This is a genomic window from Streptomyces dryopteridis (assembly GCF_049606955.1).
In the GTDB taxonomy this organism is placed as follows: Bacteria; Actinomycetota; Actinomycetes; order Streptomycetales; family Streptomycetaceae; genus Streptomyces.
In genome coordinates this window covers 5,097,761-5,113,357 of the sequence record NZ_CP187113.1, presented here as the reverse complement: position 1 = coordinate 5,113,357, position 15,597 = coordinate 5,097,761, and the positions used below count along the sequence as shown (strand labels likewise).

Genomic DNA, 15,597 nt, shown 5'->3' with positions numbered 1-15,597 from the left:
CGGATCCCCTCGTGGTTCAGTCAATCAGCGTCTGTTTTCGGTCATCCACGCGACCGCGTGCGCGACCGCTCCGGCGATCGGGAAAAGTCGCGCCCCCGCGCTTCCCAATCGGCCGTCGCGCACGAGTCGGGGCGGAATGGCCGCTCCGATCCGCGCGAAGTCCGTGTCGTCCAGGGCGATGTCCCGGTATCCGATCCAGCGGTCCCCTTCCGGAAGTCCCACCACGCAGCAATAGGTGCGGGTCTCGGGGCTCGGAACGCGGTATTCGGCGAGGTGGAAGGCGGTACACGCGTCGAATCCCACATTGATCATGAGTACCTGTCCCCCTTCTCGACCCAGCGTTCCCAGAGGGGACTTCTCCCCCAGGTGACAATTCCATGCGTGATCGGCGCAGATGCGCTCGGCGTCCCGGCCGAGGGCGGCGAAGGAGCTCTGCGGGTGCTCGCTGCGCGCGGCCCCGGGAGCGGTGCGGATCCGTTCGGCGAACACCCCCGTGCCGTGGCCGGGGGTGCGGGCCGGGTCGAAGGCGGGCATCCGGGCCCGGAAGGCGCGCGCGCCCGCCGGGTCCAGTCCGGCGACGCGGGCGAGGTGGGCGCGGGAGCCGGCCGAGTTCTCGGGGGTGAACGCGGGCACGACCAGGGTGCCCTCGGGTCCGAGCGCCCGCCGCAGGGCGGCGGCGAGTTCCTCGGCGCGCAGTCCGGTGCCGCGCAGGGCGGCGTGGACGAGGACCCGGGCCCCGGCGCTCAGGCCGAGCCGGGCCAGGTCCCGGGCGAGTGCGGTCACGACCTGCTCGCGGGGCGGTTCCCCGCCGGGGCTCACCCGCCCGCCGCCTTCAGCTCCTCCGCGAGGTCGGCCACCACCCGCAGCCCGGAGAGGGTGGGTTCGGCGGCGCCCGCCAGCCGGTCCAGGCCGACGCGGACCCGGGCCACGCCCTCGGGGTCGGCGCCGCCCCCGGCCAGGGCCCAGACGGCGAGGGTGAGCCGGTCGGCGACCTCGCCGAGGAGGGCGGAGAAGGGCAAGTCGGGGCCGCCCCACGGGGAGGGGTGGGCGCGTTGTCCGTCGAGGGCGTAGAGGTCGGCGACCTCGGCGAGTTCCCGCAGGCGGGCCCGGCGGGCGGCCACCAGCAGGGCGGGGGCCAGCGCGGCGGGCGGGTCCGTCCAGACCAGGCCGACCGCGCCCGGCCCGGCCCGGCCGGGGGCGGGGCCGGCGGCGCGGGGGCCGGGCAGCAGGGGGGTGAGGACGCCGAGGTCGGCCTGCGGGTCCAGGCAGCCGGGCGGCAACGCGGGCCGGCGGCGGCGCAGTTCGGCCCAGGCGAGGGCCAGTCGGCCGGCCCATTCGCGGGCCCGGCCGGCGTCGAGCCGGGGCGCGGGCGGGCGGGGGTGGCAGTCGCGGTGCGGGTCGAGGTCGTCCAGGAGCAGGGTCTCGGGTCCGCCGGCGGCGGCGCCGGGGCCGGGCAGGGTGCGCAGGGGCTGCCAGTGGACGTCCCCGGCCCCGGGGGCGCAGCGCAGTTCGCCGCGTCCGATCCGGGCCCACCAGCCGCCGTCCTCGGCGTCGGGGTCGTCGCGCAGGACGACGGTGCCGCTGCTGTCGGGGCCGCCCAGGCGCAGGGTGCCGAGGGTGGGCAGGTGCAGGAGGCCCGCACGGTAGGGGACCTCGACGGGCTCGGGCCGGCGGGCGCGCAGGGCGGCGACGGCGGCGAGGGCGGCGAGCCGGGGGGCGGCGAGGTCGGCGCGCCGGTCGGGGTCCCCGGCGGCCAGCGCGGCCAGGGCCCAGGCCCGGGTGTAGGGGTGGGCGAGGACGGTGTCCACGGCGCGGGCGCCCTCGGGGCCGGCGGCCTCCACCTCCAGCAGGGCGGCCCAAGGGCGGTCCCAGGCGGGCCGGCCGGCGAACTCGGCGTGCAGACGGGCCGGCAGGAGGCGGGTGAGCCGGTCCTGGCCGGCGGTGCGCAGGGCGGGCTCGCGCAGGGCGGGGGCGAGGGCCTCGGCGGCGATCCGCCCGGCCACCCCGTCCACGAGTTCCCGCAGGTCGGCGCAGTACACGGAGGGATTGTCGAAGCCGTTGCCGGGCCGGTAGCGGTGGGTGTAGAGGCCGCCGCCGCAGGAGCGCACGACGGGGCAGGTCCGGCAGGTGGGGCCGACCCCGTCGAGGCCGAGCTGTCGGGCCCGGACCCCGGGGTGGCGGGCGACGAGGTCGAGGGGGTGTTCGCGGACGTGGAAGCCGGTGGCGGCGGCGCCCTCGTAGGCGCTCTTGAGGGAGTCGACCTGTTCCAGGGAGCCGTCGGTCTCCACGACGACGAGGTCGGTGGGGGTCAGGCCGAGGGATTCGGTGAGGCTGGGGCCGCCGCGCAGGGTGGAGAAGAGGGAGTCGAAGATCCGCACGGGCACGGGGCGGCCGAGCCGGTCCCAGTGGTCGAAGGCCCGCAACAGCCAGCGCGCGTAGGTGTCGGGGGCTCCGTCGGGGCGGGGCGGGGGGTGCTCCCAGGTGGCGTGCGGCAGCAGGAAGTCGATCCGGGGCGGTTCGAGGGCGACGAGGGCGTCCACGACGGCGAGCGGGTCGTTGGCGGCGTCCACGGTGCACAGCAGGCCCTGGTACAGGTGCCGGTAGGGGGGAGAGCGCAGCAGGTCCACGGCGGCCAGCACGAGGGGGTGGCTGGTGCGTCCGTCGGCGAAGCGGCGGTGCCGGTCGTTGGCGGCGCGGTCCCCGTCGAGGGAGACGCCGACCTTGAGGCCGTATTCGGCGAAGAGGTCGAGGAAGCGCCGGTCGAGGCGGAGCCCGTTGGTGTGCATCCGCAGGTCGAGGGCGGCGATCCCGTCGAGGGCGCGGGTGAACTCCTCGCAGACCAGCCGGAGCCGGTCGGGGCCGGCCAGCAGGGGCTCCCCTCCGTGCAGGATGACCGTGACGGAGGGAAGGGCGTGCGCACGCGCGTGTTCGGCGAGCCGGGCGGCGGTCAGCGCGACGATCTCGGGGGAGATCACTTTCGGGCGGGTCCGCCAGCTCTGGTCGGCGTGTTCGTACACATAACAGTGATCGCAGGAGAGATCGCACCTGCTGTGAACCTTGAGGACGATCTCGCGAAATGCGATCGGACCGGTCATGCGGTCAGTCTAGGCTTCCGAAAGGGCTTTCAGAGCGCGGAGTTGAAGATCGCCGGGCGCGCGCCCCGGCGCTTTTCCTCGGCGAACAATCGGCTCAGCGCGTCGACGGCCTCGACCCCCCGGACGTCGACCTCCGAAAGGAGGGTGCGGTGCGGGGCATCGGGGTCGTTCTGGGGGGTGGCTGACGTGTTCACTGCACCGTCCTCGGGCATCTCTTCGAGTGGAGGGGGTCTTCTCCGGGCGGGAACGAAGTTCCCGCCTCGGGTGGATTCTATTCATTTCGAAGATCAACAGAACAGGACGTCACCCATTCAGCGGTTGCGGGACACCTGATCGAATACGGAAGCGATCGGTCCGACTTCCGTATTCGACCGATCGAGGGGGATTCATGAAAGATCCTTTGCCGACCGGATCGGCCGTCACCCTGCGCGCGGAGGACTTACCCGCCCTGTTCCACCACAGCGACCGCGAGGCCGTGGCCCGGCAGCGGGAGACGGGGCTGGCGGGCCGGACCCGGCTGCTCCTGCTGACCCTGGGCGTGGCCGCGGGCGCGTTGACGGCCGTGTTCCGGCCCGGCGGGGTCTCGGTGTTCGCCCTGTGCGCGGCCCTGGCCTACCTGGGGGTGCTCGTCTCGGCCTTCCGGGGCCGCCGGCGCAAGGCCCGCCCGCAGTGGCAACTCCAGCGCAGCGCGGCCGAGTTCGTGAAATCGGTGGCCTGGCGGTACGCCGTGCACGGGGCCCCGTTCGACTCCTCCGTCGCCGAGCCCGAGCGGCTCTACCACGCCCGACTGGAGGCGGGGTTGGAGGAGTTGCGCAAGATGGGCTGGCGGGACCCCCGGGGCGAGGGCACGGTGCCGACGGGGGCCGAGATCACCGGGGCGATGCGGCGGTTGCGCGCCGCCGACCACGCGACCCGACGCGAGACCTACGTGCGCGACCGGTTGATCGAGCAGCGCGACTGGTACCGGCGGCGCGCCTCGGGGGCCCGTCGCACCGCCGTCGTGTGGTCCTCGGCGGTCGGGGTGGCCACCGCCCTCGCCCTGCTCCTGGCCCTGTGGGACGCCTTCGGCGCGGGCACGGACGGCCGGCTCGCGGGGCTCGCGGGCACGGCGGCGGTGGCCTGCGCGGCCTGGAGCGAGATGCGCCGGCACCAGCCGCTGATCGAGGCGCACACCCTGATCGAGCAGGACCTCTCGGCGATGATGGTCGTGATGCAGACCACGATCACCGAGGAGCAGTGGCCGGGGGCGGTGTGGGAGACCGAACGCTACGTGTCCCCGCAGCACACCGACTGGCTGGCCCGGCACAGCGCCTGAGCCGCCCCGACGGCGCTCAGGGCCGCTCGAAACCCTCGCCCCAGATCACGGTGACGGGTTTGCCCAGGCCCCGCGCGTAGGCCACGATCTCGGCGGTGCCGCCGTGGCCGCGCGCGGGCCGGCCGTCCCAGACGGCCACCAGGCGGTCGCAACCGTCCACGATGTAGGCGCCGGCGGCGTAGTAGGCGGCGTCGGTCGCGGTGGGGTACGGCAGTCGCACCTCCTGCCCGGCCCGGTCCAGCAAAGCCTGGTAACGGGCCCGCGCCCGGGGCCCGTTGAAGGTCTCGGCGTAGTCGGCGCTGGGGATCACGGCGGTCAGCTCGGCGCCCCGGGCCAGCGCGAGGTCGGCGAAGATCTGGTCGGCCCCGTCGGCGAGGCTGGACAGGGCCTCCAGCGGCCCCTCGTGACCGTCGAGCACGGCCCACAGCCGGGCCCGCACGTGATCGAGCAGGCCCTCCGGTATGACCCGGTGCCCGGTCACGCCGATCCGCTTCATCCGCCCGCCTCCCCGTGGGCCCGGTCGGCCCCGGGCCGACGGCCCGACACCCCGCGCACCCCGGCCATTCTCCCGGATGGGGGCGGAACGTCCAGGGTGCGCGACGGCGGGCGCGGGGTCGGCGCGGGGCGCGCGGTCAGTACACCGCGACCCCGTACGCGTCGAGCGCCTCCCGCACCGGCTGGTGGAAGGTGGTCCCGCCGACCCGGCAGTCGCCGCTGCCGCCGGAGGTGAGGCCGACGGCGAGGGTCCCGGAGTACAACGGGCCCCCGCTGTCGCCGGGTTCGGCGCACACGTCGGTGCGGATCAGGCCGCGCACGATGTCCCCGCCGCCGTAGTTGACGCTCGCGCCCAGCCCGGTGATCCGTCCGGAGTGGGTGCCGGTGGTGGAGCCGCGCCGGCTGACGGCCATGCCCCGGGCGGGGTCGGTCGCGCCGGTGACGTCCACCGTTCCGACCGTGCCGGGGGTGGGCACGCCCGGGTTGTCCTGGGCGATCAGGCCGAAGTCGTCCTCGGGGAAGCGGGAGTCGACGGTGGGGCCCAGCGGCACGGTGTGCCGGCCGTCGGTGTACCAGGTGCCGCCGATCGCGGTGCAGTGGCCGGCGGTGAGGGCGTAGCCCTTGCCGTTCGCGTCCCGGACGTTGAACCCCAGCGAGCAGCGGCCGTTGCCGGCCCAGATGGGGTCGCCGCCGGAGATCAGCTTCACGAGCGGGGCGGGCAGGCGTTCCAGACGCAGCAGGGCCGCCGCGGCGGGGCCGGCGGCGGCCGTGATCCGGTCGAGGTCGTCGGAGTGCACCCGGGGGTCGGCGAGGAGCACGAGGTGGGGGGTCCCGTGCTCGTCGGGGTCCTGGTACCAGGCGGTGCCGGCCACGTCCGCGTCGGTCAGGGCGCGATCGGCGGCGGCCAGGAGCGCGGCCCGCCCCGCGCCGTCCGCCGGGTGGGCGGTGGCGCGGGGCGGGACGGCGGCGGTCAGGGCGAGCACGGCGACGGCGGCCGTGAGCACGCCCTTGGTACAGGCGCCGCGGCTCACGCGGCGGCCTCCGCGAGCTCGGCGGCGCCGACCCGGCGCTCCCCGGCGTCGACGGCGAACGGCAGGGTGTTGCCCGGCGGCGGGAAGGGGCAGATGAAGTGGTCCACGAGGGCGCACGGCGGGAGGGTGACGCGGTTGAGGTCCACGTCGATCGAGCCGTCGGCGGCGGGGGCGCCGGGGCGCAGGAAGCGGAAGCGGTAGCTGTCGCCGCCGGAGCTCTCGTCGGCGAACACGGCCCACAGCCCGCCGTCGGCCCCGTCCACGACCACCTTCAGGCGGTGCTCGACTCCCTCGCGCTCGAAGACGAGCTCCCCGCCGAGGCCGAGGCCGCGCTCGCGGCCGTCGGCGTTCTCGACGCGGACGGTGCGCACCCCGCCCTCGTCGTCGTAGGGCTCGAAGCGGCCGGGGAGCACCCAGGCCGGGTCGTAGGGGGCCGCGACCACGCCGGGGAAGGCGGCGCGGGTCTCGGCGGCGGGGTCGAAGGGGCGCACGGCCCATTCGCCCTCGCGCCGCAGCACGGCCACCCGGCGCTCGCCGAGGGCGACGCGGGCGCCGGCCGCGTTCTCGTCCACGCCGAGGGTGACGGTGCCGTCCACGGGCGCGCCGTCGAGGGTGATGCCGTCGGCGGCGGAGGCGGTCAGCAGGACGGTGTCGGCGTCCTCCCCCACCCGCCAGGTGCCGGGCAGGTCGGGGAGTTCACCGTCGGGGTGGTCGGCGAGCCAGTGGGTTCCGGTGAGGGCCAGGGGGCCGTAGGGGGCGGTGATGCCCGCGAGGCGGGCGTCGTGCCAGTCGCGCCAGGCGGCGGCGCGGTCGTCTCGATCGCTCATGCCCGCCACAGTGCCACGTGTGTTCGGCCGTCGGGGCGCCGCGGGCCGTCGGAGGCCGAACACGAAACACGAACGTCACCCACCCGGGCCGGCCCGGACTCAGGACCCGGCGCGCCCCCGGTGCAGATCGCGCAGCAACGCGATCTCGGCGCCGTGGTGCAGCACTTCCTGGTTCACCCACCACACGGTCTCGACGAAGGGATCCTCCGGGTCGCTCCCGTAGGGGTAGCGGCTGTGGCCGATGGTGTCGAGGGCGGTGTCGTCGGCGGCGAGCAGGGCCGCGCGCCATGCCTCGCCGGCCGTGCGCAGGGCGTCGACGGCCTCCTTCGCGGTGCCCCGGGGGCGGTGGTCCTCGCGGGTCAGGGAGCGGGTGCCGACGGTGTGGTCGGCGCGCAGGGTGAGCATCTCGACGAGGTGGTCCAGGCGCCAGGCGAGGGTGGTGAAGGGGGGCGGGGCGGGGTGCGGGGGCGGGGTGGCGTCGCGGCCCCACTCCCCGGCGCCGGTGAGCAGGCTCGCGCGCTCCCCGGGCCCGTCGGCGTGCCGGCGCACGGACCAACAGCCGGGCACGGGTTCCCAGAGGAGCTCGGCGTCGGTGAGCGGGGGCACGGGGATCCGGGTGCCGTTGCCGCTGTCGAAACCGCCGGAGGGGCCGCCGTCGAGGCGCTCCAACAGTCGGCCCAGGGCGTGGTCGTACTGCGCGTACAGGGGTTCCAGGCGTGCGGGCAGGGTCATGGGGTTCTCCGGGGTCGGTCTCGGGGGCGAGGGGTCAGCAGCTGCAATCGCAGCAGTCGCACCCGTCGCAGCAGCAGTCGTCCCCGCAGCAGTCGCAGCCGTCACAGCAGTCGCCGCAGTCGCACTTGTGGCACAGGCCCTCGCGTTCCTGGCGCGACCAGGGGCCCTCGTAGGTCTCGGCGCAGCAGACCTGGCAGGTGCAGAAGAGGCCGATGGCCGCGGCGCAGCCGGCGAGCAGTCCGCGCGGCGGGCGCGGCCCCCGTCCGCCTCCGCCACCGCCGCCACCGCCGCCGCCACCGGGCGGCGGCGGGTACCCGGGGCCGCCGGGGGCGTCGCGGAAGGGGTTGTGGCCGGGGGTGACGGGACGGGCCGGGTCGGCCTCGTAGGGGTTGGCGGGCGGGGGCGCGGGGGCGCCGTGGGCCGCCGTGCCGTGGGCGGCCTGGGGGCCGTGGCCGCAGCTCGTGGTGCCGAAGGCGCGGTCCACGGAGTTGCGCAGTTCGTGGACGAGGAGCCGGTGGGCCAGGCCCCGGTCGGTGAACTCGACCCGCTTCAGCGAGACGCGTATCTCGTGCAATGCCTCGTCGGCGAGGCGGCGGGCCTCCTCCCGGGAGGTGCCGGTGGCGGTGAGCGGGTTCCAGGCGCCGGCGGCGGCGTCGGCGGTCTGGTCCTCGACGGCGTCGAGGAGGTGGGCGAGGCGTCCGAAGCGGCGGCCGGCCTCGGCCAGGGCCTCGGCGTTGCCTGGCCGACCGGCCAGATGCGCGGTATGGGCGAAGGCGGCGGCGGTGGCGGTCTCGGTGGGTTCGGTGACCACGAGCACGGGGGTGCCGGGCCCGGCCAGCGCCTCCACGTCCCCCTGCCGGTCCACGGCGTCCACGAGGACGGCGGTGTCGAAGCCGAGGGAGGCGCCGGTGCGGGCGCCGGCCCGGTCCCAGGAGCGGGCGACGCGGCGGGCGGCGGCGGCCATCGGGGCGCGGGCCAACAGGCCGTCGCGGTCGGCGACATGGTCGCGGAGCTTGGCGGAGGCCAGGACGAGGGAGACGGCGGCGGCCAGTCGCGCGCCCTGACCCTCCGCCACGGTCGCGGTGCGCATGCCGCGCAACGGGCAGGGCCCGGCGGTGCGTCGGGTGCCGGGGCGGGGCCCGGCCTGAGCGTCCGTCAGGACGGAGACGAGCAGGCCGTCGTAGTTGGTGACGAGCCGGGAGAAGGTCCCGTGGTCCTTGCCGAGGGCGAGGCAGAGGCCGCAGAGGTGGGCCGTCCACTCGGCTTTCAGTCGGTCCCCCAACCGATGCGTGCAAGGTCTGACAATTCCGAACATTTCTCGCCCCCGTGTGTCGTGCGCAGGTCTCCTGGGCATCGTATCGAGCTCCGGCGATTCACCCGCTCGTACGCGGGCACCACTCGAATGGAGGCTGCGGTCGTATTTTCACTCAGACAGCAGCGGTCAGCCCGTATCGCCCCTTATCCCACACCGGTCCTTGTGCACCAGTCACGTCACGAAACCCGTGCGCCAAGGCTGTCCACTTGGCGAGTTGTCAGCATCATGGACGAACATGGGGAAGCGGAGATGACAGACCGACAGACCGCGATGAAAGGAGGCGTCCATGGGCTCGGTGCGCAAGGCGAGTGCCTGGTTGGGGCTGGTCGAGGACGGTGACGACGAGCGCTACTACGACGACGAGTACGCGGAGGCCCCGCAGGGTCAGGCCGCCGGGGACCCCTGGGTGACCGACGCCCGCGTGCGGGTGGCCTCCGACTCGGCCGCCGACCGCGGCCGGCGGATCGCCACCGTCACCCCCGACGGGTTCCGGGACGCCCGGGGCATCGGCGAGCTGTTCCGCGAGGGCGTGCCCGTCATCGTCAACCTGTCCTCGATGGACCCCTCCGACGCCAAGCGCGTCGTGGACTTCGCCGCCGGCCTCACCTTCGGCCTGCGCGGCTCCATCGAACGCGTCGCGACCCGGGTCTTCCTGCTGACCCCGGCCGACACCCGGATCGTCACCGGCGAGGCCGAGGCCCGCGCCGGGGACGGGTTCTTCAACCAGAGCTGAGCGGGGCGCCCGCCGTCGACTCCCCCGCTCAGCGGAAGGCGTCGAGCCCGGTGAGCGCCTTGCCCAGCACCAGCTGGTGCATCTCGACCGTCCCCTCGTAGGTGAGCACGGACTCCAGGTTGGTCGCGTGCCGCATCACCGGGTATTCCAGCGAGATGCCGTTGGCACCGAGCACGGTCCGCGCCGTGCGACAGATCTCGATCGCCTCGCGGACGTTGTTGAGCTTGCCGAAGCTGACCTGCTCCGGGCGCAGGACGCCCGCGTCCATCCGCCGCCCCAGGTGGTGGGCGAGCAGGATCCCCTTGTGCAGCTCCACGGCCATGTCGGCGAGCTTGGCCTGGGTGAGCTGGAAGCCGCCGATGGGCCGGCCGAACTGCTCGCGGGTCCGGGAGTACTCCAACGCGGCCTCGAAACTCGCGCGGGCCGCCCCCATGGCCCCCCACACGATCCCGTACCGGGCGTGGCTGAGGCAGCTCAGCGGGCCTTTCAGCCCGGTCGCGCCGGGCAGTACCGCCTCGGCCGGCAGCCGTACCCCGTCCAGCACGAGCTCGCTGGTGACCGAGGCCCGCAGCGACCACTTGTGCTTGATCTCGGGGGCCGAGAAGCCGGGGCTGTCGGTGGGGACCACGAAGCCGCGGATGCCCTCGTCGGTCCGCGCCCAGACCACGGCGACGTCCGCCACCGACCCGTTAGTGATCCACATCTTGCGGCCGGTGAGGACCCAGTCGGTGCCGTCGCGCTTGGCGTGGGTGCGCATCCCGCTCGGGTCGGAGCCGTGATCGGGTTCGGTCAGGGCGAAACAGCCGATGGCCTCGCCCGCCGCCATCGCCGGCAGCCACGCGGTCTTCTGTTCCTCGGAGCCGAAGCGGTGGATCGCGTACATGGCCAGGGAGCCCTGCACGGAGACCAGCGAGCGGATCCCGGAGTCGGCGGCCTCCAGCTCCAGGCAGGCCAGTCCGTACTGCACGGCGCTCGCGCCCGCGCACCCGTAGCCGGTCAGGGACATGCCCAGCGCGCCCATGCCGCCCAGTTCGCGCGCCAGCTCGCGGATCCCGGGCAGTTCCCCGGCCTCGTACCAGTCCGCGATGTGCGGCAGCACCCGGTCGGCGGCCCAGGCGCGCACGGTGTCCCGGATCGCGAGGTCCTCGGGTTCGAGGAGCTCGTCGATGCCGAGGGGGTCGGTGGGGACGAAGGACACGGGGCCTCCCGGGCGGCCGAACCGGCGACGGTGACGATCCTGACGTGCGCGGCCCGGCCCGCCCGCCGACCGCCCGGGGCTCTTCGCGGGGCGAAGGGGCCGGTGGGCGGGGGTGGGCGTCGGTCCGCGAGCCCGACCCTAGGGCTCAGGGGTGCGCGCGTCCAGACCCGGCCCTGGGGCCGCCCGGGCGCCGCGCGGCCGGTCCGGGGCCGCCGGTCGTGCCGGGACCGGTGGGTCCGCCGGGGCCGCCGGGCTGCGGGGCCACGGCTCCGGGGGCCGCGCCCGCCGGGCGACCGGCGGGGCCGGCGTGCGCTCCGGACGACCGGGCCGGCGGGACGGGCAGGGCCGCGCGTTCGACGGGGGCGGGGGTCTGGATCGGGGCCGGCTCGGCGAGTTCGTCGCCGCCGTTCGCGGCCTCGGCGATCCGGGGCAGGCGCAGCGCGATCAGGGCGCCGAGCAGCAGCAGGCCGGCGCTGACGGTGAGGGTGACGTGCAGGCCGTGCACGAAGGAGTCGCGGGCCGCGTCGTGCAGGATCCCGCCCGCCTTCCCGCCCAGCTCGTCCGCGATCTGGTATGCCTCGCCCAGCGAGTTGCGGGCCCCGGCGGCGGCCTCGGCGGGCACCCCGGACAGGTCGGTCAGGCCGGGGGCGTAGGCGGCGTTCATCACGGAGCCGAGCAGGGCGATGCCCATGCCGGCGCCGAGCTGATAGGAGGTCTCGCCGATCGCGGCGGCCCCGCCGGCGGTCTCGGCGGGGGCCTCGCTGAGCATGGACTCGTAGGCGGCGAAGAGGGTGGTCTGGAGGCCGAAGCCGAGCAGCACGAAGCCGACGGTCAGCAGCGTGAACCGGTCCTCGGTGCCCATCAGCGTGAGCAGCAGCACGGCGCCGGCGGTGAGCACGAAGCCGAGCGAGACCATGCGTCGGGGGCCGACCCGTTGCAGGGTCCAGGAGCCGGTGGCGCCGGCCGCCATCGCGGCGAAGGTGAGCGGCAGCAGGCGCAGCCCGGTCTCCAGCGGGCTCAGTCGGAGCACCAGCTGGAGGTACTGGACGGCGATCAGCTCCAGCCCGACCAGGGCCAGCATGGCGAGCACGATGCAGCCCACGGAGCTGGTGAACGTGGCCCGCGAGAACATCCGCATGTCGATCAGCGGGTGCTCGCGGCGCCGTTGCCGGCGCGTGAAGAGCACGAGCAGGCCCAGTCCGAGCAGCAGCGGCACCAGGGCGCGCGGGTCGAGGAAGGTCTGCTCCGCGCCGGCCCGTTTCACGCCGAGCACCGCGCCGAGCACGCCGGCCGCCGCCATCAGCGCGCCGACCACGTCCCAGGGGCCGTCGTGCGCGCCGCGCGATTCGGGCAGCAGTCGCATGCCCAGCGGCAGCAGCACGGCCATCAGCGGGATGTTGACGATGAAGACCGAGCCCCACCAGAAGTGCTGGACGAGGAACCCGCCGAGCACCGGTCCGCCGGCCGCGCCGATCGCGGCCACCGCCGTCCAGATGCCGATGGCCAGGGCCCGCTCGCGCCGGTCGGGGAAGACCTGCCGCAGGATCGACAGGGTCGCGGGCATGATCATCGCCCCGCCGACGCCGAGCAGGGCGCGGGCCGCGATGAGCACCTGGGCGTCGCCGGCGAAGGCCGCCACCACCGAGGAGATCCCGAACAGGGCGTAGCCGAGCAGCAGGATCCGGCGGCGGCCGACGCGGTCGCCGAGGGTGCCGAAGAGGATCAGGAGGGAGGCGCAGACCAGCGGGTAGGCGTCCACGATCCACAGCAGCTCGATGGAGCCGGGCCGCAGGTCCTCGGTCACGGCCGGCACGGCCACGTGCAGGATCGTGGCGTCGAGGGCCACGAGGATCAGGCTCACGCACAGCACCGCGAGGATCACCCAGCGGTTGGCCCCGGAGTCCTCGGCCCGGAGCGCGAGGGACCGCCCGGTCCGCCGCCGCTGCCAGGGGAGAGGGGCCCGACCGTCTCCGGCCGTGTGCTGCCCTGACATGCATGTACCTCCTGGATATCCCGCGCACTCGGCGGACCGGCGACGCCGCGAAGGGTCGGTCGCGACGCTGCGGCGGGGCGCCCGCGGGCGGGGTCCGGCATCGACACGCGAGTGAACAGTCAGCGTACGCGAGTTCGCCCGGAGGTCACGTGGCCAAGCTCTCACCCCGCCCGACACCGGCCTGTGGCGTGTGCCACTCCCTCCCCGCCGGCCCTCCGCGCGCGCCCGTCGGCCCCGGCCGGGTGGCCGCTCGGGACCTGTCGGCCGCCGGATAATCATGCCCGTGAGAGATCTTGTGGTGCGGCGGGCCGCGCCCGCCCTGGCCGCGTTCGCGGCGGTCCGACTGACCGTGCTGGCGACGCTCGCGGTGTGGGGGCGGGTGGTGGGCGAGGACGCGCACACCCGGCTCGCGGCCCGCTGGGACTCGCTCTGGTACGCGCGGATCGCGGCGGACGGGTACGGGTACCAGGTGGCGCTGCCGAACGGCGACGTCCACGCGGACCTGGCGTTCTTCCCGCTGCTGCCGTGGCTGGAGCGGGGTGTGGCGGCCGTCACGGGGCTCGGGTACGGGGACGCCGGGCTGGTGGTCTCGGCGGTCGCGGGGTGCGCGGCGGCGATCGGGCTGTACGCGCTGTGCGAGCACCTGTGGGGACGGGGCACGGGCGCGCGGGCCGGGGTGCTCGCGGCGGCGCTGTGGGCGGCGCTGCCGGTGGGGATCGTGCAGTCGATGGCGTACAGCGAGGCCCTGTTCACGGCGCTCGCGGTGTGGTCCCTGTACGGGGCGCTGCGCGGGCACTGGCTGTGGGCGGGGCTCTTGGCGGCCGGGGCGGGGCTGACCCGGCCGGTGGGGGCGGCCGTGGTGGCCGGGGTGTGGCTGGCCGGGCTGCTCGCGTGGCGGGCGGGCCGGGGCTCGTGGCGCACGGCGGCGGGGCTGCTGCTCGCGCCGGCGGGCGCGGCCGGGTACGTGCTGTGGGTGGGGGCGCGCACGGGGGGCGGGCTGTTCGGCTACCTCGACGTGCAGGGCGGGTGGGGCAACGGGTTCGACGGCGGGGCGGCCTTCGCGCGCTTCCTGGTCCGGCTGGCGGGTTCGGGGCCGGCGGGGGCGGTCGGGGCGGTGGGGTTGGCGTTGGGCGTGGCCCTGGTGGTGGCCGGTCTGGTCTGGTGCGCGCGCTCGCGGCTGCCGGCGCCGTTGGTGCTGTTCGCGGGGATCGTGGTGGCTCTGGCGCTGTGCGCTTCGGGGTACTTCGGCTCCAAGCCCCGGTTGCTGCTGCCGGCGTTCCCGCTGGTGTTGCCGCCGGCCCTGGCGCTGGCCCGGGCCCGTCGCGGGTGGGCGGTGGGGGTGCCGGTGGCGCTGACGGTGGTGGCGGCCGGGTACGGGGCGTTCTGGCTGATGGGCTCGGGTCCCCCGTGAGCGGCGGGGAGGGGTCGGGAAGGGGCGCGGAAGGGAAAATTCCCGCCCATGGAAACGCAAAGGAAATGCCGGCCGGTCGGGCCCGCGCAATGGTGCGCGGGAATTCTCCGCCGCCCGCGAATTCCCTGCGAGGGCGCGGATCGACGGGCGGGTAAACGAGACCCGAACGAGACCGAACCCACATCACATGGTCATCACAAACCCCGCGTACGGACCGGACGCCCCGTCGCCGGGCGGTAACGTCGATTGAGTGCGTACCGGCCCAATCCCCACGCGTTCGGAGCGGCTCTTCGCCCGCCTGGACCGGGAACCCGAGAGACCGGCTCATCTGCGTCCGCCGCAGATGAGCCGGCATCGTGTCGTGCTCTTCGCGTTCACGCTCGTGTTCTACCTGACCATCGTCGTCGCCGTGCTGACCACCTCGTGGCTGGTGCGGCTCGACTGGCAGATCATGCTCTTCCGGCCCTACCAGCAGTGGCCGCAGCTCCACGCGTTCCTCGACTACCTGGTGGTGTTGGGGCAGCGCGGTCCGACCGCGGTCATGATCATGGCGTGGCTGGGCTGGCGTTCCTGGCGACAGCACACGATCCGTCCGCTGTTGACCCTCGGCGCGGCGCTGCTGCTGCTGAACGTCACGGTGGGCGCGGTCAAGCTGGGCCTGGGCCGGCTCGGCCCGCACTACGCGACCCGGATCGGCTCGGCCGAGCTCTGGGCCGGCGGCGATATATTCCCGTCCGGGCACACCGCGAACGCGGTCGTGACCTGGGGGATCCTCGCCTACCTGGCGTCCACGGCGCGTACGCGCCGGAACCTCTCGGTGGCCTCCGCCGTGGTCTCCCTCAGCGTCGGCGCCACCACCGTCTACCTGGGCACCCACTGGGTGAGCGACGTCCTGCTGGGCTGGGCGGCGGGGCTGTTGATCCTGCTGGCGCTGCCCTGGTGCGAGCCGTTGATCGCCCGGGCCGAGGAGTGGATCCTGGCGCTGCGCGACACGGTGCTCGGCCGCCGTTCCCCGGTTCCCGACGGCGCGCCCGGCCCCGTGCCCGCTCCGGTCCCGGCCCCCGTCGCCGCGCGCGTGGTCCTGGCCCGCGCCGCCGGCGAGGAGGAGCACCCGGCCGGCGCCCCGGTTCCCCGCCCCGCCGGCGCGGGCCGCGCGGTCGGGCACGGCGCCCCGGCCCGGCATCTGATCCGCTCCGAACGGACCCCCGCCAACCCGACCGGCAGCCGGCGTCCGCCGCACGCCGATCGCGGTCCGCGGGCCGGCGGCGCCCGCCCCGTGCCCGGGGCCTGACCCCGTCCGCGACGACCTCCGAACGCCCCGGCCGACCGGCCGGGGCGTTCGCGCGTCCGGGCCCGCCACGCGGGGGCCCGGGTCACGCTTGGGTCACGAATTCTCGACGGGCGTTTCACGACGGGGCTTCACTCGAACCGGCATCGTGAAAGCGGGGACGG

The 15,597-nt window shown here is 75.3% G+C and carries 14 protein-coding genes; 4 read left to right on the top strand and 10 right to left on the bottom strand.

Annotated elements, in window-relative coordinates; translation table 11 throughout:
- Positions 1–24: 24 nt before the first annotated feature.
- Genes ACN20G_RS21915 through ACN20G_RS21905 form a run of 3 tightly spaced genes read right to left on the bottom strand, consistent with a single transcriptional unit; the run spans position 25 to position 3,307 of the window.
- Positions 25–783, bottom strand: coding sequence for an aminoglycoside N(3)-acetyltransferase (locus tag ACN20G_RS21915; RefSeq protein ID WP_424214510.1), 759 nt, complete (start codon positions 781–783; stop codon positions 25–27).
- Between the two features lie 32 nt (positions 784–815).
- Complete coding sequence (fxsBH, locus tag ACN20G_RS21910; protein WP_424214509.1) at positions 816–3,095, bottom strand: radical SAM/SPASM protein FxsBH, inactivated beta-hydroxylase extension form; 2,280 nt, start codon at positions 3,093–3,095, stop codon at positions 816–818.
- A gap of 29 nt (positions 3,096–3,124) precedes the next feature.
- Positions 3,125–3,307 carry a hypothetical protein gene (locus tag ACN20G_RS21905; RefSeq protein WP_424214508.1) on the bottom strand — a complete coding sequence of 61 codons (183 nt, stop codon included), beginning with the start codon at positions 3,305–3,307 and terminating at the stop codon, positions 3,125–3,127.
- Positions 3,308–3,483: 176 nt separating this feature from the next.
- Between ACN20G_RS21905 and ACN20G_RS21900 the strand changes: the two genes are divergently transcribed.
- Positions 3,484–4,410, top strand: a complete 927-nt coding sequence (locus ACN20G_RS21900; protein WP_424214507.1) for a DUF4231 domain-containing protein — start codon at positions 3,484–3,486, stop codon at positions 4,408–4,410.
- Positions 4,411–4,426: 16 nt separating this feature from the next.
- Here the strand turns inward: ACN20G_RS21900 and ACN20G_RS21895 are convergent, their stop codons facing one another.
- From ACN20G_RS21895 to ACN20G_RS21875, 5 genes are all read right to left on the bottom strand, one after another.
- The gene (locus ACN20G_RS21895; protein WP_424214506.1) at positions 4,427–4,906 is read right to left on the bottom strand and encodes a hypothetical protein; all 480 of its coding nucleotides are present in this window, start codon (positions 4,904–4,906) and stop codon (positions 4,427–4,429) included.
- Between the two features lie 136 nt (positions 4,907–5,042).
- Complete coding sequence (locus ACN20G_RS21890; RefSeq protein WP_424214505.1) at positions 5,043–5,936, bottom strand: S1 family peptidase; 894 nt, start codon at positions 5,934–5,936, stop codon at positions 5,043–5,045.
- Entirely contained in the window at positions 5,933–6,763 is an 831-nt protein-coding gene (locus tag ACN20G_RS21885; RefSeq protein ID WP_424214504.1) for a DUF1684 domain-containing protein, read from the bottom strand. Before ACN20G_RS21885 ends, ACN20G_RS21890 begins: the two co-directional genes overlap by 4 nt.
- Before the next feature lie 99 nt (positions 6,764–6,862).
- A complete protein-coding gene (locus ACN20G_RS21880) occupies positions 6,863–7,495 on the bottom strand; it encodes a DinB family protein (protein ID WP_424214503.1) in 633 nt (210 codons plus the stop codon).
- Between the two features lie 34 nt (positions 7,496–7,529).
- Complete coding sequence (locus ACN20G_RS21875) at positions 7,530–8,810, bottom strand: DUF5685 family protein (RefSeq protein WP_424214502.1); 1,281 nt, start codon at positions 8,808–8,810, stop codon at positions 7,530–7,532.
- Positions 8,811–9,096: 286 nt separating this feature from the next.
- Here ACN20G_RS21875 and ACN20G_RS21870 point away from each other — a divergent pair, with 286 nt between their 5' ends.
- Positions 9,097–9,543: a cell division protein SepF gene (locus ACN20G_RS21870; protein ID WP_424214501.1), complete on the top strand. Its 447-nt coding sequence runs from the start codon at positions 9,097–9,099 to the stop codon at positions 9,541–9,543.
- Between the two features lie 28 nt (positions 9,544–9,571).
- Here ACN20G_RS21870 and ACN20G_RS21865 read toward each other — a convergent pair whose 3' ends face one another.
- Complete coding sequence (locus ACN20G_RS21865) at positions 9,572–10,741, bottom strand: acyl-CoA dehydrogenase family protein (RefSeq protein WP_424214500.1); 1,170 nt, start codon at positions 10,739–10,741, stop codon at positions 9,572–9,574.
- Between the two features lie 145 nt (positions 10,742–10,886).
- Positions 10,887–12,734: an MFS transporter gene (locus ACN20G_RS21860; protein ID WP_424214499.1), complete on the bottom strand. Its 1,848-nt coding sequence runs from the start codon at positions 12,732–12,734 to the stop codon at positions 10,887–10,889.
- 277 nt (positions 12,735–13,011) lie between these two features.
- Here ACN20G_RS21860 and ACN20G_RS21855 point away from each other — a divergent pair, with 277 nt between their 5' ends.
- Together ACN20G_RS21855 and ACN20G_RS21850 are read left to right on the top strand one after the other, a co-directional pair.
- Positions 13,012–14,145 (top strand): hypothetical protein, encoded by a 1,134-nt coding sequence (locus ACN20G_RS21855; protein WP_424214498.1) that lies wholly within the window; start codon positions 13,012–13,014, stop codon positions 14,143–14,145.
- Between the two features lie 250 nt (positions 14,146–14,395).
- Positions 14,396–15,436, top strand: coding sequence for a phosphatase PAP2 family protein (locus ACN20G_RS21850; RefSeq protein WP_424214497.1), 1,041 nt, complete (start codon positions 14,396–14,398; stop codon positions 15,434–15,436).
- Positions 15,437–15,597: the final 161 nt, after the last annotated feature.